Source organism: Bradyrhizobium sp. NBAIM14, from assembly GCF_020193895.1.
Taxonomy (GTDB): domain Bacteria; phylum Pseudomonadota; class Alphaproteobacteria; order Rhizobiales; family Xanthobacteraceae; genus Bradyrhizobium; species Bradyrhizobium yuanmingense.
Map to the genome: position 1 here is coordinate 128228 of NZ_JADYVQ010000003.1, position 22761 is coordinate 150988.

The 22761-nt window shown below is 65.5% G+C and carries 22 protein-coding genes and 1 pseudogene; 10 read left to right on the forward strand and 13 right to left on the reverse strand.

Translation table 11 applies throughout. The features are described 5' to 3' along the window. Positions 1 to 159 precede the first annotated feature (159 nt). Positions 160 to 2067, forward strand: a complete 1908-nt coding sequence (locus I6F28_RS09475; RefSeq protein ID WP_225139779.1) for an acyl-CoA synthetase — start codon at positions 160 to 162, stop codon at positions 2065 to 2067. A gap of 168 nt (positions 2068 to 2235) precedes the next feature. Next, positions 2236 to 4068 (forward strand): caspase family protein, encoded by a 1833-nt coding sequence (locus I6F28_RS09480; RefSeq protein ID WP_225139780.1) that lies wholly within the window; start codon positions 2236 to 2238, stop codon positions 4066 to 4068. A 19-nt stretch (positions 4069 to 4087) separates the two neighbouring features. Here I6F28_RS09480 and I6F28_RS09485 read toward each other — a convergent pair whose 3' ends face one another. Next, positions 4088 to 5260, reverse strand: coding sequence for a M20 aminoacylase family protein (locus I6F28_RS09485; RefSeq protein WP_036012899.1), 1173 nt, complete (start codon positions 5258 to 5260; stop codon positions 4088 to 4090). Positions 5261 to 5424: 164 nt separating this feature from the next. Further along, on the reverse strand, positions 5425 to 6732 hold the full coding sequence (gene purB / locus I6F28_RS09490; RefSeq protein WP_225139781.1) for an adenylosuccinate lyase: 1308 nt from the start codon (positions 6730 to 6732) through the stop codon (positions 5425 to 5427). A gap of 563 nt (positions 6733 to 7295) precedes the next feature. Here purB and I6F28_RS09495 point away from each other — a divergent pair. After that, positions 7296 to 7883: a TetR/AcrR family transcriptional regulator gene (locus I6F28_RS09495; RefSeq protein ID WP_225139782.1), complete on the forward strand. Its 588-nt coding sequence runs from the start codon at positions 7296 to 7298 to the stop codon at positions 7881 to 7883. A gap of 35 nt (positions 7884 to 7918) precedes the next feature. On the opposite strand, the gene I6F28_RS09500 is transcribed toward I6F28_RS09495, so the two are convergent. The 3 genes from I6F28_RS09500 to I6F28_RS09510 form a co-directional block, all read right to left on the reverse strand. Then, a complete protein-coding gene (locus tag I6F28_RS09500) occupies positions 7919 to 8224 on the reverse strand; it encodes a hypothetical protein (protein ID WP_074448241.1) in 306 nt (101 codons plus the stop codon). Positions 8225 to 8334: 110 nt separating this feature from the next. Then, on the reverse strand, positions 8335 to 8988 hold the full coding sequence (locus I6F28_RS09505; protein WP_036027820.1) for a response regulator: 654 nt from the start codon (positions 8986 to 8988) through the stop codon (positions 8335 to 8337). 7 nt (positions 8989 to 8995) lie between these two features. Continuing rightward, positions 8996 to 10366, reverse strand: coding sequence for a sensor histidine kinase (locus I6F28_RS09510; protein ID WP_036027819.1), 1371 nt, complete (start codon positions 10364 to 10366; stop codon positions 8996 to 8998). Between the two features lie 198 nt (positions 10367 to 10564). Here I6F28_RS09510 and I6F28_RS09515 point away from each other — a divergent pair, with 198 nt between their 5' ends. The 5 genes from I6F28_RS09515 (at position 10565) to I6F28_RS09535 (ending at position 14912) form a co-directional block, all read left to right on the forward strand. Further along, entirely contained in the window at positions 10565 to 11335 is a 771-nt protein-coding gene (locus I6F28_RS09515; protein ID WP_057029496.1) for a MotA/TolQ/ExbB proton channel family protein, read from the forward strand. Continuing rightward, complete coding sequence (locus I6F28_RS09520; protein ID WP_036012886.1) at positions 11332 to 12018, forward strand: DUF2135 domain-containing protein; 687 nt, start codon at positions 11332 to 11334, stop codon at positions 12016 to 12018. Before I6F28_RS09515 ends, I6F28_RS09520 begins: the two co-directional genes overlap by 4 nt. Continuing rightward, complete coding sequence (locus I6F28_RS09525) at positions 12011 to 12616, forward strand: hypothetical protein (RefSeq protein ID WP_036027815.1); 606 nt, start codon at positions 12011 to 12013, stop codon at positions 12614 to 12616. Before I6F28_RS09520 ends, I6F28_RS09525 begins: the two co-directional genes overlap by 8 nt. Positions 12617 to 12734: 118 nt before the next feature. After that, entirely contained in the window at positions 12735 to 13475 is a 741-nt protein-coding gene (locus I6F28_RS09530; protein ID WP_057029497.1) for a metallophosphoesterase family protein, read from the forward strand. Between the two features lie 3 nt (positions 13476 to 13478). Beyond that, a complete protein-coding gene (locus I6F28_RS09535; protein ID WP_225139783.1) occupies positions 13479 to 14912 on the forward strand; it encodes a bifunctional serine/threonine-protein kinase/universal stress protein in 1434 nt (477 codons plus the stop codon). A 27-nt stretch (positions 14913 to 14939) separates the two neighbouring features. On the opposite strand, the gene I6F28_RS09540 is transcribed toward I6F28_RS09535, so the two are convergent. The 5 genes from I6F28_RS09540 to rpe all read right to left on the reverse strand — a co-directional run bounded on the left by I6F28_RS09540 (position 14940) and on the right by rpe (position 16912). Further along, on the reverse strand, positions 14940 to 15128 hold the full coding sequence (locus I6F28_RS09540; RefSeq protein WP_109143246.1) for a hypothetical protein: 189 nt from the start codon (positions 15126 to 15128) through the stop codon (positions 14940 to 14942). A 20-nt stretch (positions 15129 to 15148) separates the two neighbouring features. Continuing rightward, positions 15149 to 15328 (reverse strand): hypothetical protein, encoded by a 180-nt coding sequence (locus tag I6F28_RS09545; RefSeq protein ID WP_036012879.1) that lies wholly within the window; start codon positions 15326 to 15328, stop codon positions 15149 to 15151. A 5-nt stretch (positions 15329 to 15333) separates the two neighbouring features. After that, a complete protein-coding gene (locus I6F28_RS09550; protein WP_167361692.1) occupies positions 15334 to 15474 on the reverse strand; it encodes a hypothetical protein in 141 nt (46 codons plus the stop codon). Between the two features lie 89 nt (positions 15475 to 15563). Beyond that, entirely contained in the window at positions 15564 to 16163 is a 600-nt protein-coding gene (locus tag I6F28_RS09555) for a hypothetical protein (RefSeq protein WP_225114379.1), read from the reverse strand. Between the two features lie 47 nt (positions 16164 to 16210). Further along, positions 16211 to 16912, reverse strand: a complete 702-nt coding sequence (rpe, locus tag I6F28_RS09560; RefSeq protein WP_036012875.1) for a ribulose-phosphate 3-epimerase — start codon at positions 16910 to 16912, stop codon at positions 16211 to 16213. Between the two features lie 254 nt (positions 16913 to 17166). Between rpe and I6F28_RS09565 the strand changes: the two genes are divergently transcribed. Next, positions 17167 to 17916, forward strand: coding sequence for an EF-hand domain-containing protein (locus I6F28_RS09565; RefSeq protein ID WP_225139784.1), 750 nt, complete (start codon positions 17167 to 17169; stop codon positions 17914 to 17916). 13 nt (positions 17917 to 17929) lie between these two features. On the opposite strand, the gene I6F28_RS09570 is transcribed toward I6F28_RS09565, so the two are convergent. Genes I6F28_RS09570 through I6F28_RS09580 form a run of 3 tightly spaced genes read right to left on the reverse strand, consistent with a single transcriptional unit; the run spans position 17930 to position 22058 of the window. Continuing rightward, a complete protein-coding gene (locus I6F28_RS09570) occupies positions 17930 to 18142 on the reverse strand; it encodes a KTSC domain-containing protein (RefSeq protein WP_036027804.1) in 213 nt (70 codons plus the stop codon). A gap of 48 nt (positions 18143 to 18190) precedes the next feature. Then, entirely contained in the window at positions 18191 to 19189 is a 999-nt protein-coding gene (locus tag I6F28_RS09575) for a P1 family peptidase (RefSeq protein WP_128264564.1), read from the reverse strand. Positions 19190 to 19244: 55 nt separating this feature from the next. Continuing rightward, positions 19245 to 22058, reverse strand: coding sequence for a PAS domain S-box protein (locus I6F28_RS09580; RefSeq protein ID WP_036012869.1), 2814 nt, complete (start codon positions 22056 to 22058; stop codon positions 19245 to 19247). Between the two features lie 233 nt (positions 22059 to 22291). Here I6F28_RS09580 and I6F28_RS09585 point away from each other — a divergent pair. After that, positions 22292 to 22676 (forward strand): annotated as a pseudogene (locus tag I6F28_RS09585) (response regulator). Positions 22677 to 22761: the final 85 nt, after the last annotated feature.

Here is a 22761-nt window from a genome sequence, read left to right on the forward strand (position 1 = left end):
GGCGCAGAGGTTCAAGTGGCGCAGCCGGTAGGCAATGGACGAACGGCAAATCATCCATCATTCTGGTCCGGCTCGGCCGAACACGGCCGAGACCTCGCCGAACCAAAACTGTCAAAAGATACGGCGGCGGGGACATGCATCTGAGGGAGGACGGAATTCATGGCGGGCATCCACGCGCTCGATCGGTTGATCGGCAACGACTATCCGGAACTGTTGACGGACGAGGAGGTCCGGGCGTTCGAGCAGGTCCCCTACGCCGACCGCGTCGCGGCCGAGAGCACCTATGACGCCATCAGGCTTGGTGCCGAGCGCAATCCCGACGGGGCGGCGATCCAGTTCCTGCAAAATGCCGATCCCGCCGACGCGCCGCTGGTCGTCACGCACCGCGATTTCATCGCGCGCGTCACCCAGGCCGCCAACATGTTTCACGCGCTCGGCGCCGAGAAGGGCGACGTCATCAGCTTCATGCTGCCCTTGGTGCCGGATGCGTTCGTCACTCTGTTCGGCGCCGAGGCCGCCGGCATCGCCAATCCCGTCAATCCGCTGCTCGAGCCGCACCAGCTCGCCGAAATCCTGGAAGCTGCGAACACCAAGATACTGGTGGCGCTCGGGCCGATGCCGGGCACCGACATCTGGCAGAAGGTCGAGCAGATCCGCCCGCATCTGAAGCATCTGAAAGCCATCGTGCAGGTGTTCGGCGGCGGCGATCCGGCCAATGGCATCTTCGCCTTCAGCGACCTGATCAAGCAGCAGCCGTCGGATCGGCTGGTCAGCGGGCGCAAGATTCGCGGCAGCGACATCGCAGCCTATTTCCACACCGGCGGCACCACGGGTACGCCCAAGCTGGTGCGGCATACCCATGCCAACCAGGTCTATCAGGCCTGGGCACTCAATCTGCTGTTGAAGGGCAAGCCCGGCGCCAACCTGCTGTTCGGCATGCCGCTGTTTCACGTCGGTGGATCGCTGACCCAGGTGCTGACGACGCTGTCGGGCGGGGGCTCGCTGGTCGTGCTGTCGCCGAGCGGCTGGCGCAACCCGAATGCGGTGAAGAACATCTGGCAGCTCGTCGAGCGCTTCAAGCCCGAAGCGCTGTCGAGCGTGCCGACCGTGCTCGCCGCGACGCTCGCGGTGCCGCCGGGGAATGCGGATATCTCGAGCCTGAAATATGCGGCCGGCGGCGGCTCGGCGATTCCGGTCGCGGTCGGCTCGGCGATTCAGGAGACGCTGAAGCTGCCGGTGGTCGAGGTCTACGGCATGACCGAGACCTCGAGCGTGCACACGCTCGCTTATCCGGGCCGGCCGATCCGGCTCGGCTCGGTTGGCCTTCCCATGCCCTATGCGCGCGTGCGCATCGTGCAGCTCGACGCCGACGGCCGCCTGATCCGCGACTGCAAGCCGGACGAGATTGGTGTCGTCATCATGGCCGGGCCCGGCGTGTTCGGCGGCTATCTCAACGACGAGCACAACAAGGGTGCCTTCATTGACGGGGTCTGGGTCAATTCCGGCGATCTCGGGCGGCTCGATGCCGACGGCTATCTGTGGATCACCGGCCGCGCCAAGGATCTCGTGATCCGCGGCGGCCACAACATCGATCCGGCGCCGATCGAGGAGATCATGTTCCGCCATCCCGCCGTCGGCTTCGCCGCGGTGGTCGGCCAGCCCGACGCCTATGCCGGCGAATTGCCGGTAGGCTACGTGCAGTTGAAGCCCGGCGCAAAGGTTGAGCCGGGCGAGCTGGAAGCCTGGGTGCGCGAGCGCACCCCGGAGCGCGCCGCCGTTCCTGTGCAGGTCATCCCGATCGATCCAATGCCGGTGACGGGCGTCGGCAAGGTGTTCAAGCCGCAGCTGCGCTGGGACGCGGCCGCGCGCGTGTTCACCAAGGTGCTGGCGCCGCTGGTCGAGCGCGGCATCGATTGCAAGGTGAAGGTCGGCCCGCACGGCAGCCACGGCTCGATCGCGACCGTGACGCTGACGGGCCTGCCGGCTGGGCAGCGCGAAGCGGTGGAGGGGGAGGTGCACGCACTGCTCGCACCCTTCGTGATGCGCCACGAGGTGGTGCAGGTGTAGGTCCGCGCCTGCGGGGCGAGGGCTGACTGCATTAGCTATAAGCCGCGATCGAGGAGTTTATGTGATGGGCCTCACATAGAAAAATTTGGCTTTCATCGACGCTCCGAATAGTCTCAGGGAATTGCATCCGAGGGGGCTGCAGTGATTCCGTTTCGGCTATTTGGTTTATTGATTTTTGCGACCTTACTGGCCTGCGGATCGGCACACGCCGATCGGCGGGTCGCGCTCGTCATCGGCAATTCCGCCTACAAGAGCGCGCCCAAGCTCACCAATCCCGCGAACGATGCCACGCTGATTGGCGGCATGTTCAAGAAGGCGGGCTTCGATTCCGTCGACGTCAGGCTGGATCTCAGTGCGAGCGAGATGAGGCGCATGTTGCGCGAGTTCGCCGGCAGGTCACGCGATGCGGACATGGCGGTGATCTACTATGCCGGCCACGGCATCGAGCTCGACGGCAACAATTATCTCATTCCGACCGACGCGACGCTGGAGACGGATGGCGACGTTCTCGACGAAACCATTCCTGTCGAGCGCGCATTGTTCGCGGTCGAGCCGGCCAAGCAGCTGCGCCTGATCATCCTCGATGCCTGCCGCGACAACCCCTTTGCGAAGACGATGAAGCGCACGCTGGCCTCGCGGGCGATCGGACGCGGCCTCGCTAAGGTCGAGCCAACCAGCCCGAACACGATGATCGCCTTCGCCGCGAAGGCCGGCTCGACCGCATCCGACGGCGATTCTCGCAATAGTCCGTTTGCTGCCGCGCTGGTCGAGCACCTGCCGAAGCCGGGCCTCGATCTGCGCAAGGCGTTCGGCTTCGTGCGCGACGACGTGCTCAAGACCACCGGCTACAAGCAGGAGCCTTATGTCTATGGCTCGCTCGGCGGCGACGACGTGCCGCTCGTAATGAAGCCGGCCGCAACCGGTCCGCAGGCAAATCCCCAGGACGCGGTTCGCAGGGACTACGAGCTCGCGCTCCAGCTTGCGACGCGCGATGCCTGGGAAGCCTTTTTGGCGACCTATCCGGACGGCTTCTATGCCAGCCTCGCCAAGGGGCAGTTGAACAAGATCGGTGCCGAAGAGACGCGTCTGGCTGCCGAGCAAAAGGCCAAGGCGGCCGAGCAGGAAAAGGCAAGGCTGATCGCCGAGCGCGCCCAGAAAGCCGAGCAGGAGAAGGCGGCTGCTGCGGCCAAAGCCGCTGAAGAGGCGCGGATCGCTGCGGAGAAGCAAAAGCAGATCGAACAGGCCAGGGCGGAAGCGGCCGAGCAGCAGCGCAAGGCCGCCGAGGCGGCGGCCGCGAAAGCGCTGGCCGAGAAACAGGCGGCAGAGAAGGCCAAGGCCGAGTTGGCGGCCAAGCAGGCGGCAGAGAAAGCGGAGCAGGCTGCAAAGCCGGCCGCCGATCGGCAGATGCCCGAGGTCGAGAACCAGAAAGTGGCCGCGCTCGCGCCCGGGCCCGGGCCGAAGACGACCTTATCCCCGGCCGAACTCACGAAATCCGTGCAGAGCGAATTGCGCCGCGTCGGTTGCCTGACCTCGTCTGCGGAAAGCGAGTGGAGCTCGGCCGCGCAGCGCTCGCTGACGCTGTTCAACAAATATTCCGGCACCAAGTTCGACGTGAAGCTGGCCAGCGTCGACGCACTCGATGCTTTGAAGGCCAAGCCGGGACGGGTTTGTCCGCTGGTGTGCAATTTCGGATTCAAGGCCGACGGCGACCAATGCGTGAAGATCACCTGCCGGGCCGGTTATCGTGTCAACGACGATAACGAATGCGAAAAGGTGCAGGAGAAGAAGCCGGTTGCGACGCGCGAGAATTCCAGACCGCGAGACGATGAGCGGAAGGCAAGCGAGTCCGCGCCGTCAAAACCGCAGGCGACCGGTCAGGTCTTTTGCAACAGTGCAGGGTGCCGGCCGGTCCGGCAGGGTTGTCGGCTCGAGACGTGGGGCAATAGGACTGCCGGCCAAACGGCCGGCGGCGGCACCAGCATGGTCGAAGTCTGCAACTGAGCTGGTGATTGCCCGCCTGCTACCCCGCAGGCATTCGTGTTTCCACCAGCCGCGCCCAGAACGAGGCGCCGTGACCCAGAATGTTGTCGTTGAAGACGTAAGCCGGGTGGTGACACTCGTTGCCGTCGCCCATGCCGACCAGCACCATCGCGCCGGGGCGTGCTTCCAGCATGAACGAAAAGTCCTCGGCGCCCATCATCGGGACGAACTTGTCGTTGACGCGCTCAGTGCCGACGATGTCGCGCGCGACGTCGGCGGCGAGTGCGGCCTCGCGGGCATGGTTCATCGTCACCGGATACATCCGCGTGTATTTCGTTTCGGCCGAGCCACCATAGGCGCGGGCGATGCTGTCGGCGACTTCGCCGATGCGGCGTTCGACGAGATCGCGCACTTCGGGGTCGAGCGTGCGCACGGTGCCGGCGAGCTCGGCGACCTCCGGGATGATGTTGAAGGCGGTGCCGGAGTGGAATTGTGTGATCGAGATCACCGCCGATTTCAGCGGATCGACGTTGCGCGCCACGATCGATTGCAGCGCGTTCACGATTTGCGAGCCGATCAGCACGCTGTCGACAGATTTGTGCGGACCGGCGCCGGCGTGGCCACCCTTGCCGCGGACCGTGATCTGGATGTTGTCGGAGGAGGCGAGCATCGCACCCGGCGTGGTGGCGAAATGGCCCTCGGGCAGGTTCGGCATGTTGTGCATGCCGTAGACCTCCTGGATGTTCCAGCGCGTCATCAGTCCGTCCTCGACCATCGCCTTGCCGCCGCCACCGCCTTCCTCGGCGGGCTGGAAGATCATCACGGCCGTGCCGTCGAAATTGCGCGTCTCGGCGAGATATTTGGCCGCGCCCAGCAGCATCGCGGTGTGGCCGTCATGGCCGCAGGCGTGCATCTTGCCGGGGACCTTCGAGGCATAAGACACGCCCGACGTCTCCATGATCGGCAGCGCGTCCATGTCGGCGCGCAGGCCGATGGTCTTGCCGGAGGCCGACTTGCGGCCGCGGATCACGCCGACCACGCCGGTGCGGCCGATGCCCGTCACCACCTCGTCGCAGCCGAATTCGCGCAAGCGATCGGCGACGATGCCGGCGGTGCGGTGGACTTCGTAGAGCAGCTCGGGGTTCTCGTGGAAGTCATGGCGCCAGGCAGCCATTTCGTCGGAGAGGGCGGCGACGCGATTGACGATGGGCATGAGGGAATCCGCTTTCTGGTTGTCGTTTGTAGGGTGGGTTAGCCCCGATGCGCAAGCGCATCCACTTGGCGTAACCCACCACGATTTCCGTGGGAGCGAAAGAGGTGGGTACGCCCAGCGGACTGCGCTTCGCGCAGGCCGCAAGGCTAACCCACCCTACGATCCTACGCTTCCCCGAACACGCGCCTGAAGATCGTGTCGACGTGCTTGAGGTGATAGCCGAGGTCGAACTGCTCCTCGATCTCGGCGTCGGTGAGATATGTCTTCACCTCACTGTCCTTCTTCAGCAGCTGAAGGAAGTCGCCTTCGCCGCGCCAGACCGGCATGGCGTTGCGCTGCACGAGCTTGTAGGCGTCCTCGCGGCTGGCGCCCTTCTGCGTCAGCGCCAGCAGCACGCGCTGCGAATGCACGAGGCCGCCGAGGCGGTCGAGGTTCTTTTGCATGTTGGCGGGATAGACCAGCAGCTTGTCGATCAGGCCGGCGAGGCGCACCAGCGCGAAGTCGAGCGTCACGGTGGCGTCCGGGCCCATCATGCGTTCGGCCGAGGAGTGCGAGATGTCGCGCTCGTGCCAGAGCACGACGTTCTCCAGTGCCGGCGTCACATAGGCGCGCACCATGCGGGAGAGGCCGGTGAGGTTTTCCGACAGTACCGGGTTGCGCTTGTGCGGCATGGCGGAGGAGCCCTTTTGTCCCTCCGAGAAGAACTCTTCGGCCTCGAGCACCTCGGTGCGCTGCATGTGGCGGATCTCCACGGCGATGCGCTCGATCGAGGAGGCGATCACGCCGAGGGTCGAGAAATACATCGCGTGACGGTCGCGCGGGATCACCTGGGTCGAGATCGGCTCCGGCACCAGGCCCATGGCCTTGGCGACATGCTCTTCGACGCGCGGATCGATCTGCGCGAAGGTGCCGACGGCTCCGGAGATCGCGCAGGTCGCGACCTCCTTGCGCGCCGCGATCAGACGTTCCTTGGCACGGGTGAATTCGGCATAGGCATAAGCGAGCTTGAGGCCGAAGGTCACGGGCTCGGCATGGATGCCGTGGCTGCGGCCGATGGTCGGCGACATCTTGTGCTCGAAGGCGCGCTTCTTCAGCGCGGCCAGCACCTTGTCGAGGTCGGCGAGCAGCAGGTCGGCGGCGCGGGTGAGCTGGACGTTGAGGCAGGTATCGAGCACGTCGGAGGAGGTCATGCCCTGGTGCACAAAGCGCGCCTCGGGGCCGACGATCTCGGCGAGGTGGGTGAGGAAGGCGATGACGTCGTGCTTGGTCTCGCGCTCGATCTCGTCGATGCGGGCGACGTCGAAGATGGCGTCCTTGGCCTTGGCCCAGACCGTCCGGGCGGCCTCCTTGGGGATGCTCCCGAGCTCGGCGAGGGCGTCCGCCGCATGCGCCTCGATCTCGAACCAGATCTTGAACCGGGTCTGCGGCTCCCAGATCGAGGCCATTTCCGGGCGGGTGTAGCGGGGGATCATGGGGCGGCTCCAGGAAGGTGGGCGGGCGGTCCCGAGAACGGCGGCGCCGGCCAAAATGCTTTTTACGCCGTGATGTAACAGAGCAGGCAGGGCGAAACAAACGGTCTGGGCCCCGGAAGAAGGGCATCGCCGACCTTTCCACCGGACCGGCCGGCCGGGATGGCGGCGCCTGGCCGCAGATATTAACTGTCAATCACGGATCATTGACTGACAGATATTGAAATTTGTCAGCGGGACGTGTATATCCGTTCTCGGACGCTCCGATTGGGCGTCCCGCGACAAGCCCCGGGGAGCCCGACATCCGAGCCACGCTCGGATCGGAGGGCGGATTGAAGAGCGGGGACCGCGGACGAATGGAGACTTAGACAATGACGACCGAAATCCTCAATTTCACCGGCGTGATTGGGCATTGGCTCAATTTGCTGGTGGCGCGCCAGATCGCGGCGCAGGCTGCAAAACTGCCGCATTAAGGCATAGGCTTTCCGAAACGACCGGCCAGGGCGCTTCGGAAGCAGCCCTACTGCCGGAGTAAACTGAGCCCTGAACGGGAACATGGTGCTGGCATGAATGAAGCTGTTGTCTTGACGCCGGAGCGGATCCTCGAAGTCACCGAGGACGTGCTCAGGCGTTACGGACTTGCCAAGGCCACCGTGGTCGACGTTGCCCGTGCGCTCGATGTGAGCCACAGCAGCGTCTACCGTCATTTCCCCAGCAAGGCCTCGCTGCGCGAGGCCGTTGCCAAGCGCTGGCTGGACCGCATCGACGCCCCGCTGCTGGCGATCGCCAGGGAGCAGGGCTCGGCGCCCGACAGGCTCGACCGTTGGCTGCGCACGCTGTTCGCGGCCAAGCGTTCGCGTGTGCTCGACGATCCTGAAATGTTCGAGACTTATCTGACTCTGGCGCGTGAGGCCTGCGCGGCCGTCAAGTGCCACAAGGACACTATGATCGACCAGATCGCCGCGATCCTGACCGACGGCGTGCAGCAGGGCGAGTTCGCCGTAGGCGACATCAAGGTGATCGCGCGCGCGATCTTCGATGCGACCGTCCGCTTCCACCATCCGGCCCATGCCGAGGAATGGAAGGACGCCGATCTCCCCGCGCGCCTCGATGCGACGCTGGCGCTGCTGCTGCGTGGGCTGAAGGCGGCCTAAGGCCGCAGAACCCGTTCAGCCCTGGGTGCTGTCAATCAACCTCGCGTTTTCTGGAGAGCGGCGCCGTCGCGGGGCAAGGGTGCGGATGCCGAATGTCTGCGCGTGTGGAAGGCAGGATCGGACGATGGCACGACCGGCGGACTATCCGGATAAGCGTTGACCGCGATTTCGACGGCATCCTTCGATCGCCTTCGAAGCCGGTAGAATGTCAGCTCCTGATCGAACATCGGGCAGCGAAAGTGGACGATGGCGGTGTCCGGCAGACGGCAAAGTTCGTCGATGAGCTCGCCTACTGTGATGATGGGGGGATGGTCGACTGCTTTGGGGTGACCCTTACTCATGACCCTTTACTCCTTGTCTGCCGTACTAACCGGAGCCGGATCGGAACCGTTCCAATTTCGTTCGGCAGATTGAGGATCGCGAGGGATGAGCCTGTGCGGCAGCTTTGCTGCTAGATCCTCGTCAGCCCGCAGGTCGCGGCGAGCCGCACCAGCTGCGCATCGGTGCGCGCGCCGGTCTTCGACTTGATCAGGTAGTGATAGTTCTGCACGGTCTTGACGCTGAGATTGAGATGCGCCGCGATCTCTTCGGTGGTGGCGCCGCCGGCGAACTGGCGCAAAATCTCGATCTCGCGCTCGCCCAACTGGTCCAGCACCGAGCCGGTCGGCGACAGGCTGTCCTCCGCCAGCACATGTGCGATGTCATCGCTCATGGCGCGCTCGCCGCGGGCGACGCTGCGAATGGCGTTCACGACCGCGGACGGCTCGCTGCTCTTGGTGACGAAGCCGGAGGCGCCAGCGCCGAAGGCCGCCTTCACCAGCACGGCCTCATTGTGCATGGTGAAGACGAGAATGCGGGCCCGCGGGCTGCGGGCGCGGATGTTGCGGATCGCCTCCAGCCCGCTCGCGCCGGGCATCGAAATGTCGAGCACCACCACGTCGGGGTCATGCGCCTTGAACGCGCCGTAGGCGTCGGCGGCGTTGTCGGCTTCCGCCACGACATGCAAATCGCCCTGGCTCTCCAGCACGCGCCGATAGCCTTGCCGCACGATCGGATGGTCGTCGACCAGCAGCACGGAGATGCCTGTTGCCGCCACCTCGTTCATTCCGGCCTCATGCAGCGAGCGGAATGGTGGCGGCGATGCTGAGGCCGCGGTTCGCGGGCAGGATCGACAGCGATCCGCCGGCGGCCGTGACGCGCTCGCGGATTCCGGTGAGGCCGAAGCCGGCCGATTGCGCGACACGCTCCGCATCGCCGCCGCCGTCGTCCTCGACGCGGATCAGCAGCGCATCGTCCTCGCCGGCGCGCCGCTCGACGCGGAGCGAGATCTCGCGCGCTGCACTGTGGCGCAGCGCGTTGGTCAGGCATTCCTGTGCGACTCGATAGGCGGTGGTGGCGGCCGGGCCGCTGATATCGGTGAGGTCGCCCCTGAGATCGAGCTGGATCGCCGGCCGCGCGGCGCTGTGCGAGCGCCAGCTGTCGACGAGATTGACCAGGCTCGCCTCGAGCCCGAGCTCCTCCGGCAGCGGATTGCGCAGCCGGTTCAGCGCGTCGCGCAGCGAAGCCATCAGATGGTGCGTCGCCTGCGAGATCATGCGCGCGTCTTGCGCGATCCCATCATCCTTGTGCCGCTTCGTGCTCGCCGTCTCGATCGTGTTGGCGAAGGCGAGAATGGCGGACAGATTCTGCCCGAACTCGTCGTGCAGCTCGCGGGCGAGCGCGCGGCGCTCGTCGTCGCGGATCTCGATCAGGCGGCGCGTCAGCGCGGCGCGCTGCTCGGTCGCTTCCTCCAGCCGGCCGCCGAGCTCGCCGACGGCGCTGCCGATCATCGCCAGCTCCATCGAGCGGAAGCGCGGCAGCCTGGTGCGATACTGACCGCGCGCCATGCGCTGAAGCGCGGTGACGATCGCGCGCGCCGGCGCCAGCGCGTGCGCGATGGCGAGCGAAGCAAGCAGGGCGATCGCCGCCGCCATCAGCAGCGCGACGTCGATGACGTTGAGGACGTAGTCCCAGGCGAGCGCGATCGCGGCGGCCGCATGGGGCGTCGCAACGACGGCGCCGGCGGCTGCGGCGCGGGGACTGACGGGCCGCACCACCTCGGCGTGGCTGCCGAGGAAGCTCGGCACGATGGCGGCGAACCAGCGCGGCGGCGTCTTGCCCAGCCCCTCGCTCTGGCCGCAGAGCGGCTTCTCGAAGGCCGCCGCGGGCTGGAACTCGACGCAGACGCCGGGCGAGATCAGCTTCATCGTCTCCAGCGTGCGCCACTCCGGAACCGGCAGGAGATGCTCGCGCGCCCTGCTGCTGCGCAACAACAGCTCGCGCCAATACAGCGCCTGAAGCGCCTGCGCGACCCGCTGCGCCGACGCCGCCGTCGCCCGATCGACGCTGCGATAGGCATCGAACGTGGCCCATACGGTCGCGGCTCCCAGGCACAGCGCTACGATTAGAAGCAGGCGAGCTACAAGCTGAAGCACGAGGCGCATGCGATCACCCCCGACGTTTGCTAAGGTCAGCCTAACAACGCCGCCGTGCCTTGCCAATCGCAGAACGCTAGGGATTGCAGCTCGGGCAAATTTCCCAAGCCGGATTGGGCATGGGTCTTTGGACCTGAAGCGGCGGCTTTGATCTAATCGGTGAGGACACGTTGCAGGCCGGCGCCTGCAAGCCAGGAGCGGTGCAGCATGAGTTCGATGACGATTGGACCAATCGCAAGCCAGGCTGCCGATCCATCCGAGCGCAGCGCGCTGCTGTTCTGGATGATCTTCACCGGGCTGTCGATCTTCGCTGTCGTGCTGCTGTGGCGCTTCGGCCTGATTCACCTGATGCTGACCTCGGATCGCACCTACATTTCAGCGGTGATCGCGGCGCTCTACGTCCTCACCTGCGGCCACTGCTTCCTGCGGACCCGGGCCATCGCGCGGGAAGGGGCGGCGACGCGGCGCTGCCGCGCGGTGCTGTCGGCAGCGGGCGGCAGCAAGGCGCTCGATGCGAGCGCCGTGGCGCTGCCGCGCGGTCTGGTGCGCGACCACATCGAAAGCCTGGTGACCAAGGCCGCGGCGCAGGACTACCGGCCGGTCGACCAGACGCTGCTGCTACGTAATCTCGCCGATCGCTTGCGCGGCTCCAACGGGTTCGGCGCCTTCGTCTCCGATACGCTGATGAAGCTCGGTCTGCTCGGCACCATCATCGGCTTCATCATCATGCTGGCGCCGATCGCGGGGCTGGACGCCGCCGACAAGGTCGCGATGCGCTCCTCGATGGGCTTGATGAGCGACGGCATGGCGATCGCGATGTACACGACGCTGGCCGGCCTTGTCGGCTCGATCCTGATCCGCATCCAGTACTACATGCTCGACGCCGCGACCCAGCGGGTGTTCTCGGACGCGGTGGTGCTGACCGAGACTTATGTGACGCCGGTGCTGGAGCGCAAGGGTTCGGGAACGCCGTCATGATGGATGATTTCGGTCTCTATCCGCGCGAGGAGCCGTTCGACCCGCTGGGCGTGATGCTGTTCAAGGCGCTCCAGGTGATCGCCTTCCTGTTCTTCCTGGCGCTGCTGGCGGTCTCCCCCGACGCCAAGGACGGCAAGATCGATTCCAAGGCGGAGTTCATGATCACGCTGGACTGGCCGGACAACCACCCCGACGATCTCGACCTGTTCGTGCAGGATCCCGCCGGCAACATCGCCTGGTATCGCCACCGCGAGGCCGGCTTCCTCACGCTCGACCGCGACGACCGCGGCGGGGCCAACAATTTCATCATCGTCAACGGCAAGAAGATCGCCTCGCCGATCCGCGAGGAGATCGTCACCGTGCGTGGCATCCTCGCCGGCGAGTACGTCGTGAACGTCTCGCATTTCGTCGCCACCACGGGCGAGCCTGTGACGGCCGGTGTGAAGGTGCAGAAGCTCAATCCGACCGCGCAGGTGATCTTCGACAACAAGTTCACGCTGGACCACACCGGCGACGAGAAGACCGCGGTCCGATTCCGGATCGATGCGGAAGGCAAGGTCGTCGATGTCGATCAGCGGCCGAAATCGCTGTTGGAGACGTTCCGCAGCAGCTGGCGCAACGGCGGCGATCTCGATGCCAGGACCGGTGTGAGCAGGAACGCTACGAGGGTACGCCGTGAGTAACCTGCAAACGGTCATCCTGACGCTATCGGTCGCGTATGCCGTCATCGGCGCGCTGCTGCTGGTCGTTCTGGTCTATGCGCGGCTGCACTGGTCGCTGAAGGCGGTCGCCGTGGTCGTGACCAGCACCTTCTACATCGTCAGCTTCACCGAAATGCGCGGCCTGCTCGGTTGGGCCAGCACGGAGCGGCTGCCGACCACCTTCAAGCTGCTGAAGGCCCGCATCGTCGAGCCGCATTCGCTTGAGGGCGATCCCGGCTCGATCTATCTCTGGGTCGAGGCGCTGGACGAGGACAATCGCCCGAGCGGCATCCCGCGCGCTTTTCGTGTGCCCTACAATGACCGGCTGGCCGACAAGACCCACGCCGCCGAGAACGAGATCGCGGCCGGACATCCGCAAGGAGGGCGCGCGGCGGATTTCGGCGGCGGCGACGGCAGCCTGATCGACTTGGTTCGAGAATATGTGACGCCGAAGACCATCCTGGAGACCAGCGGCGGCGATTCCTCGACCGGCGAGTTCACTGCGCCGCCGGCCGGTGCCCAGGACGCGGTGTTCACGCCGATTCCGCCGCCCCGGATGCCGCCGAAGGACGAGCAATAGGCCCATCACCATCATCGTAGAGCAGCGCTGGCAAACGGCCCAGTGCTGGCGCATCCTGTTGACCTCCCTCAATTTGGCCTCATCGGCCCCGAATAAGAATTTGAGGGGTGGAGGGTGCGTGCTTCTCGCTGTCTTCTCGGATATCCATGGCAACAGGCAGGCGTTCGAGGCCTGCCTGAAGATCGCGCATGCGAAGGGCGCAGAGGGCTTCGTCCTGCTCGGCGACTTCGTCGGCTATGGCGCCGATCCGGAATGGGTGGTGGACACCGCGATGGAGCTGGTCGCGCAGGGTGCCGTCGCGGTGCGCGGCAATCATGACCAGGCGATCAATTCCACGGCCGAGACGATGAACGCCGAGGCGCAGATCGCGATCGAATGGACCCGCGGCCGCCTCGACACGGCGCAGCGGCGGTTTCTGGCCGAATTGCCGATGCAGGTGGAGGACGATGGCCGCCTGTTCGTGCATGCGGAAGCCTCGCATCCCCAGCGCTGGCACTATGTCCGCTCGACCGTGGACGCCGCCAAGAGCCTGATTGCGACACGGGCCCACGTCACCTTTTGCGGCCACATCCACAGGCCGGCGCTCTATTCGATGTCGGTGACGGCGAAGATGACGAGCTTCGTGCCGAAGACCGACGTCCCCGTGCAGCTCCTGCGCGGACGGCAATGGCTCGCCGTGCTCGGCTCGGTCGGCCAGCCCCGCGACGGCGATCCGTCGGCGGCCTTCGTGCTGTTCGACACCGAGTCGTGCCAGATCACCTATTGCCGCGCGCCCTATGACGTCGAGACCGCAGCGAGCAGGATCCGCGACAACGGCCTGCCGCCTTGGCTTGCCGACCGCTTGTTGCAGGGGCGCTGACGGATGCCGAAACCCCTGGTCAAGTCAGGCGCGGAGATCGACGGTTTTACGATCGGCGAATGCGTTCATGCCGGCGGCATGGCGACGCTGTGGACCGTCACCCATCCCGGCATCGACGTCCCCTTGCTGATGAAGATCCCGCGGGTGTCGGAGGGCGAGGACGCCGCCGCGATCGTTTCCTTCGAGATGGAGATGATGATCCTGCCGCGGCTGGCGGGGCCGCACGTGCCGGCCTGCTTCGGCACCGGTGATTTCGCCCGCCAAGCCTATGTCGTGATCGAGCGCATTCCAGGTGCCACGCTGTACAAGCGGCTCCCCGACCTGCCGCTGCCCTATGACGAGGCGCGGCAGCTCGTCGCCAGGATCGCCACGGCGCTTGCGGATCTGCACCGGCAGAACGTGATCCACCACGACATCAAGCCGAGCAGCATCATGTTCCGCGAGAGCGGCGAAGCGGTGCTGATCGACTACGGCCTGTCGCATCACAACCACCTGCCGGACCTGTTGCAGGAGGAATTCCGCCTGCCTTACGGCACCGCGCCCTATATGGCACCCGAGCGGCTGCTCGGGGTGCGCGACGATCCGCGCAGCGATGTGTTTTCGCTCGGCGTGCTGCTCTATTTCTTCACCACCGGCGAGCGGCCGTTCGGCGAGGGCGAGACGCTGCGGGCGATGCGGCGCCGGCTGTGGCGCGATCCGCATCCGCCGCGGAAGCTTCGTGCGGATTATCCGCCCTGGCTTCAGGAGGTGGTGTTGCGCTGTCTGGAGATCGAGCCGGTGTGGCGCTATCCGACCGCGGCCCAGCTTGCCTTCGATCTCGCTTATCCGGACCAGGTCAAGCTCACCGCGCGCTCGGAGCGGGTGAAGCGCGATTCCCTCGGCATCGCCTGGCGCCGGCGCTTCAACCAGGGTGTCATGGCGCCGCGCGCGAAATCGGATGTCGCAGCCCAGATCGCATCGAGCCCGATCCTCGCCGTTGCGCTCGACACGGCGGAGGGCGCTCCGGAGCTGAACGAGGCGCTGCGCGTGACCACCGAGCGCATCCTCGCCACCTTGCCCTCGGCGCGGCTTGCCTGCGTCAACGTGCTCAAGCTGAACCGGATTGCGATCGATCGGACGTTGGACGAGCAGGGCTCCAACAAGCATATCGATCGTCTGGTCGCGCTCAGGCATTGGGCAACGCCGCTCAAGCTGGACGAGAGCCGGCTGTCGGCTCATGTGCTGGAGGCGGTCGATCCCGCCGCCGCGATCCTGGAGTTTGCCAAGGCCAACCAGGTCGACCACGTCATCATCGGCGCGCGACAGAGCTCGTTCCGGCGCATGCTGCTCGGCAGCGTGTCGGCCAAGGTGGCCTCGGAGGCGAGCTGCACCGTCACCGTGGTGCGGCCGCCGCGATTGGCGGGGGACGGCGGCGGGCCGGAGGCCGGCGAAGGTTAGGCCGGCCGGGGCGATTTGCGGGCCGGATCAGGCCGCGTGGACGGCAAACGCGCGCTTGCGGCGGATCGGCCAGGCGAATTGCGGTCCCGGCTCGCCGTGATCGGCGCTGCCGCCGAAATACTGGATGATCTCGCGGCAGGGCTCGCAATTGAACAGGTTACGCGACGCGGACGCCTTGGTCATTTCCTTCAGGCAGTTCGGGCAATGCGGTTTCATGGGTGGTCCGGAAAGGAGTCTCAGTGTCGGCGCGGCGAGCCAAGCGAACGGTCGAGGTCCGAATTGTCGAGCCCGGCATCGTCGTCCAGCGTGCCATCGGCGCGCTCGAGGCGGCCGAAGAAATAATCGAGGCTCGGATGCGGGCGCCGTGGAATCCGGCACCGGCGCTTCGGCTGACGCCTCACGAGTGCGATCTGCATGGACGTCAGCCCCTGGTGCGGTCGCGGCGGATGTTGCGGGCCGGACGTGCCGGGGCCTCGACCGGTCCGGCCGAGGGACCGAACACCACAAACGCACTGAAACCAATCCACAACGCCACGCCAGTCCAAACCAGGGTCGTCGTCATGATGTGCTCCCGCGAAACAGGCAGGAATCACTTGCAGTGATTTGCGCGAATCAGGGAAGTCCGGATGAGTACGGACCAAGGCTACAATTTTAAGCTTTGCGCCTTGCAGAACCCGTGGAAGCCGCAGTTCTTCCCGCGTGCGACCGACGTACTTTGCCGGTGCGCGCATGATCGAGGATATCCCGGATGCGCCTTGCGTCTCGAACACAGCGAAACCCATAGCGCCCGGTGTAGTCGGTATCGGGCGAACGGGTCGAGCGCCCTGACGCAAAGTTCAGGTGGCCGACGCCGCCGCCGATGTCGAGGATTTCGAACACTTCATCCATGGCGTCGAACGAAGTAGCGGTCACGCTGCGTCTGCTCCAGGCCGTGCGCACGATCAGCGCGCGGCGGTCGGTGATCACATAAAGCGTCTGCAGGTCTTGCAGCAGCATCACGAACGGAGCTGCAATCATCCCAACTCCAATCATTGCCAGAGGTTGGGTCGCTTGGTCGATCCAATCGTTGCTGACGGCGATGACGGTCAGCAACAACCAGGGAAATCCGATCCACCAGAGAAATCGCCACATTGTCGCGTTGGCGATGGCGTCGGGCTGCCCCTGCCAGACCACTTGCTCTCCATCCTGAAGGGACTCGGCGAGAAGACGAAGCAGGCCGGCAGTAAACGGAGTGGCGCGGAGTTTATCCATTCCACTTGGTCGTAGCGGCCGCGGCTCCGGTTCGGATAGCGATGATCTCAGATCGCCTCGCCGCGTGCCCCAAGTGCCGCGTTGCGGATCGCGGCGATGTTGGTCTTGTAGGCCTCCTGCGTGCCGCCTTTGAACACCGAGGTGCCCGCGACGAAAGCGTTGGCGCCGGCCGCGGCGAGCGCACCCGCAACATCGGGGCCGACGCCGCCGTCGACCTCGATATCGATCGGGCGGCCCGCAACCATCGCGCGGATGTCCCGGATCTTGTTGATCGCGGAGGGGATGAAGGCCTGGCCGCCGAAGCCGGGATTGACCGACATCACCAGCACGAGGTCGACGAGGTCGAGGACGTATTCGAGCGCGCTGATCGGCGTCGCCGGATTGAGCGAGACGCCGGCCTTCTTGCCGAGCGCGCGGATCGCCTGGAGCGAGCGGTGCAAATGGGGACCTGCCTCCGCGTGCACGGTGACGTGGTCGCAGCCGGCCTTCGCGAAGGCCTCGAGATAGGGATCGCAGGGCGAGATCATCAGATGCGCGTCGAAGATCTTCTTGGTGTGCGGGCGCATCGCCCTGATGACGTCAGGGCCGTAGGAGATGTTCGGAACGAAGTGCCCGTCCATCACGTCGAGATGGATCCAGTCGGCGCCCGCGGCGTCGACGCTGCGCACCTCCTCGCCGAGCTTCGAGAAATCCGAGGCCAGGATCGAGGGCGCGATGGCCAGGGGGCGGGGGGCGAAAGCTTGGGTCATGGCGCGTTTTCCCGGGGGCGTACGGACGACGAATGGCCTCGCCTAACATGGGCCCTTGTGCCGGGCAATGCAGGAGGGCGGGCTTCCTGTGGGCGGAAATTTCTGCCGCCGGCGGCATGAATTGCCGATGTTCCCGCGGCCTGCACGACCCGACGGATGCGGAATTCGTTGAGATTTTCGCGATGGCACGGCGCTTGCTGACTTCAGCCGCAGAACATTGGTCGCGGCATGCCGCATCCTGTTGGAGTTGTGCAATGTTGTTCGCCCTTGGTGCGGTATCGAGCGCGCTCGACGCGATCCAGTCGCTGACGAACGCGAAATCGTCGTCGGCGGCGCACAAGTCGGGCTCCTCGCAGAGCGCGCCGACCAATCCGTTCGCAACCGACAGCGGCAGCAGCACGACCGGCGCGACCTCATCGGTCAATGCAGGTAAATATCCGCAGATCTCGGCGGAGACGATGAATGCGCTGTTCGCGGCGCAGGGCCAGTCGGCCAACGGCACATCCTCGTCGTCGAAGAGCCGGGAGGCTGCGCTGAAGGATCTGTTCTCGCAGATCGACGCTGACGCCGACGGCAAGATCACCAAGTCCGAGTTCGAGGACGCGCTCGGCGCGGGCGGCACCAACCTGGCCCAGGCCGACGACGTGTTCTCGAAGATGGACGCGAATGCGGATGGCAGCGTCAATCTCGGCGACATGACGAAGGCGCTGAGGGGCGGTCACGGCCGTGATCACGCGGAAGGCGCGGGCGATGGCTCGGATTCCTCGTCGCAATCCAGCCGCGGCTCGACGTCGACCACGACGACCAATGCCGACGGCTCGACCACCACCACCGTCACCTATGCCGACGGCTTCAAGATGTCGACCACGGTGCCGGGCGCCGCCAGCTCGTCGAATGCGAAAAGTGGCGGCAATTCGCCTTATGATTGGTTCGGGCAGATGATGCAGCGCCAGGCGCAGGCCACTGCGGGATCAGCAGCTTCATCGATGTCGATCAGCGTGTGAGCGCGTCCCGAAGTTACCCGGCAAGTTCGTGCGTGATGTCACGACAGGCATAGCGGTCGCGGATCTCGCGATTGAAGAACGTTCCTTTTGCGCGCGCATCCCTGAACGCAGCAGCGATCTCGGGCGGAACATCCTCATAGACATAGAGGCGCCCGCTGACGAACGTCACCTTCAGTTCGCGTCTCTCTGGCGCATAGCGAAAAAAGCGGATCACGGAAGAGGGCATGGCCGCGCACCTTGTCCGCCGGGTAACGCTTGGGTGACGGTTTCGTTTCTAGCCGAACCGGTCCTTCCAAGCCGCCTGCGCGCCCGGAAACGGTAGGGCCGTCGCGCTGTAGACGCCGCGGGCGATCGCGCGGGCGACCACGTTGGCGGCGATCGTGCCGAGCTCGGTGAGGCCAACCAGCGGCTCGATCGGCTTTTCGCACGTGGCGGCGGCGAACAGCACGTCGCCGTCGGTCGGCGCATGCACCGGATAGATCGCGCGGGCGAAGCCGGTATGCGCGATCATCGCCAGCCGCTTGGCCTGGGGCTTGGTCAGCACCGCGTTGGTCACGACGGCGCCGATGGTGGTGTTCTCGCGCGCGCTCGCGGCAGGACCGCCCTTGATGCGCATGCGGAGCATGTCCTCGGTGAACTTGTCCGGCAGGCCGCGTCCACCGAATTCGCTGTCCACCTCGAACGGCGCCGCCCAGAACCACGGGCCATTGCCGACGGTGACGCTGCCCACGGCGTTGACGGCGACGATCGCCGCGACCTTGATTCCGCTCGGCGTCACGGCCGATGCCGAGCCAAGCCCGCCCTTGAACGTCGCGGTGGTGGCGCCGAAACCGGCGCCGGCGCTGCCAAGCGCGAAATCCGCGCTGGTGGCGGCAGTCGCCGCGGCATAGCCGAGGTCGCGATACGGCGAGAAGCGTCCCCAGGCCTTGTCGCCGCCATTGAGCAGGTCGAACAGGATCGCCCCCGGCACGATCGGGATCAGCGCTTCGCGAACCCGGTGGCCGCGGCCCTGCTCGGCGAGCCAGGCCTGCACGCCGCCGCCGGTGTCGAGGCCGAAGGCCGAGCCGCCCGACAGCGCGATAGCGTCGACGCGCTCGACCGTGTTGGCGAGATCGAGCAGTGCATCCTCGCGCGTGCCGGGGCCGCCGCCGCGCACGTCGATCGCGGCGATCGCAGGAGAATCGAAGATGATCGCGGTCGCACCGGAACCGACTTTCGGATCTTCGGCGTGGCCGACCCGGACGCCGGCGATATCGGTGAGAAGGTTCTTCAAGGCGGCCTCGTGTTTGAGAATTCACGATCTGCGATAGCGCAGCAATGCCGCAGGCTCAACCGGCGAGCGCGGTCCTCAGCATCTTGGCGAGCTCGGACTTGCGGTAGGGCTTGGCCAGCAGCAGCACGCCGGAATCGAGCCGGCCGTGATGGACGATGGCGTTCTCGGTGTAGCCCGAGGTGAACAGCGTCTTCAGGTCGGGGCGGCGCTTGTGGGCTTCGTCGGCCAGCTGGCGGCCATTCATGTTGCCGGGCATGATGATGTCGGTGAACAGCAGGTCGATGGTCTCGTCGCTGTCGATGATATTGAGCGCCTCGGCGCCGTTGGCGGCCTCGAGCGCGGTATAGCCGAGGCTCTTGACCTGCGTCACGACATACTGCCGCACCAAGGCATCGTCCTCGACGATCAAGATCTTCTCGTTACCGCCGGTGATTGGCGCATTCTGGAGCGATTCGAACTCGGTCTCCTGCACACCGGTCGAGCGCGGCAGGTAGATCTTCACGCTCGTGCCGTGGCCTTCCTCACTGTAGATCTTGATGTGCCCGCCCGATTGCTTGACGAAGCCAAACACCATGCTGAGGCCGAGGCCAGTGCCCTTGCCAACCTCCTTGGTCGTGAAGAAGGGATCGAATACCCGGTCGATCAGCTCGGCAGGAATTCCGGTGCCGGTGTCGCTGACCGCGATCATCACGTAATTGCCGGCAACGACGTCGGGGTTCATGCTGGCATAGCCGTCGTCGAGGAAGATGTTGCGGGTCTCCAGCACCAGGGTGCCGCCCTCGGGCATGGCGTCGCGCGCGTTCAGCGCGAGATTGAGGATCGCGGTGGAGAGCTGGCCCGGGTCGACCAGTGTCGGCCAGGCATCCTCGGTGAGCTGCGGCATGATGGTGATCTGCTCGCCGAGCGTCGGATGCAAGAGCTTGGCGGCTTCGAGCGCCAGTGCGTTGACGTCGATCTCGCGCGGCTGCAGCGGCTGCTTGCGGGCGAAGGCGAGCAGGTGCTTGGTCAGCTGCGCGCCGCGCTCGGCGGCGTCGTCGATCAGCTTGGTGATCGCGGCAAGATCGGGCCGGTCGGCGACCGCGTCGCTGAGAATGCCGATCGTGCCCGTGATCACGGTCAGCACGTTGTTGAAGTCGTGGGCGACGCCGCCGGTCAATTGGCCGATCGAGTCCATTTTCTGGACCTGCCGGAGCTGGGCTTCGGCGGCCTGCTTGTCGGTGAGGTCGCGGCCGATGAAGAAGTGGCGTTTCACCGGCTCGGACCAGGTGCCCATCCAGTTCAGCGTGACCTCGTGACCGTCGTAATGGTAGTAGCGCGCCTCGAAGCTGCGCTTGACCGCGCCGCGACGGGCCGCCCGCATCTCGCTCCGCGTCTTCTCGAGGTCGTCGGGATGGATGAACTCGATCGCGCTGTGCCCGACCATGTCCTCGGGGCTGTAGCCGAGAATGTTCTGCACGCTCGGGCTGACCTGGACGAAATTGCCGTAGCCGTCGGTGACCAGGATCAGGTCCTGCGATGTCTCGAAAATCCGCTGGCGTTCCTCGGTCTCGCGGCGCAGCTTCTCTCTAGCCTGCTTTTCTTCCGTGATGTCGTGGGCGATCTTGGAAGCGCCGATGATCTCTCCATCGTCGGTCCGCAGCGGCGAGACGTTCAGGACGACGTCGAGCGGGCGGCCGTCTTTGCGGATTCGGACCGTCTCGTGCTGGGCGATCGATTCATTGCTGGCGATCTGGTTGAGGGTGCTTCTGATCTCGCCCTTGCGATCCGGCGGCACGATGATGTCGATCGGCTTGCCGACGGCCTCGGCGGCGGAGTAGCCGAATAGGTTTTCGGCGGCCTTGTTCCAGCTGGTGATGATGCCGTCGAGCGACTTGGTGATGATCGCGTCATTGGAGGATTCGACCACGGCGCCGTACAGCGCGAGGCGCTTGCCGAAATAGTCGCGTTGCGAGGCCGATTGCTGGCGCAGCTTTCCGACGAGGCCCACTGTATGCGCCTGGAGGCGGACATTCTCGATCAGAAGCACCGCGAGCACGAAGGTCGCCGCGGCGAGGCCGTAGAGCCGGCCGGCATAGAATCCGAGATCGAAGCGCGCGACGTTGACGATCGCCGACAGGGCGATGTCGAACAGCCAGGCGCACATGACCACCATGAGCCAGATGTCGATTACCGTATGTGGCCTGCGGAACCAGAGCGAGACCAGCGCGGCAAAGCTCAGCGACCACACGAAGGACACGACGCCGATCATGGTCGCCGTGTAGCGGCCCTCGCTCAACAGGACCGGCAACAGATCGTGCTGCGCGGTGACGATCCAGGCGAAGACCGCCATCGCGGCGACGACGCCGAGCCCGCAGGCATAAATCGCGGTGCTTACCGCGCCGCGGATCCGGGGCCCACCGTCTTTCTCCTTCAGCCAGGCATATGCCATCACGCAGAGCGGAAAGCCGGCGTGCCAGATCATGTAGAGCCACACCGTGGTCTGTCGGCCCGCGCCCAGGAGTCCGGTCGGGGTGAACAGCCCTGGGAAGGTGAGGGCATGAACCAGCGCCGCCGCGGCGGTGAAGAGATAGCCGCTGGCGAGCCACAGCAGCGCGCGGGTGCGCAGGATCGCAAATTGCGACAGCAGCAGCACTGCCGTGACGATGTCGCTCACGGCCAGCGCGGATTGATAGCTGGCGACGAAGGCTGGCACCGGCAGGAGCGGGGTACCGGCGAAGGGCACGGCTGCGGCGAACAGGAGCGAGGACACACCGACAATCGTCAATGCTGCAGTGCGGTCGGCCGACGTGGCCGGCAGGGTCGACAGAAATGTGCTTCGGTCGATCGGCGCAGGCACGTCCATTTCGCGCGAGTAGATGGGCTTGAGCATCTCCGCTAGTCTCATTCGCCGGCAGTCCGTTTATCGTAGCGGGTTCTGGGCGCAGGTGGTCACGGAACCGGTTTACGACTCAACCGAGGGTTACAGCTTACCTAATTTCGGTGAGAGCACGGAACAGGGATTGGTAAGGGGCACTTTACTGGGCGGTGTCATAATGCCCTGCCGCTGCGGCCGGTTCCAGGCTTGAAACAGGCGATTTTGATTTCGAGATCGGGAGTTTGCCCATGCCCCGCGTTCTCATCATCGACGACCAGAAGGACGTCCGCGCGATGGTGGCGATCGTGCTTCGGGTACCATTTCGAGGTCGTGGAGGCCGAAACCGGCGCGGCGGGGCTGAAGGCCTTTGCGGAAAGCCGCTTTGACGCGGCGATTGTGGACATCTTCCTCGGTGATACCAGCGGCGTCGACGTCATCACCGCCTTGCGCGAACGCGCGCCGGCGCTGCCGGTGATTGCGGTATCCGGGATGACGGCACTCGATTTCATGGACCAATCGCCCCACCTCGCCAACGTGGTCGGCCTGCAAAAGCCGTTTCGGCCGAACGATCTGCTGCAGGCCCTGCGGAAGGCCCAGGCCGCGGCCGGCGACGAGATTTCGGCCGCGGTCTGACCGGCAAAAGAACGCCCCGGCAAGCCGGGGCGTGGTCGCGATGGCGGGAGCCTTCGGGCGATCGCTGATCGGGATCCCCGAAGAG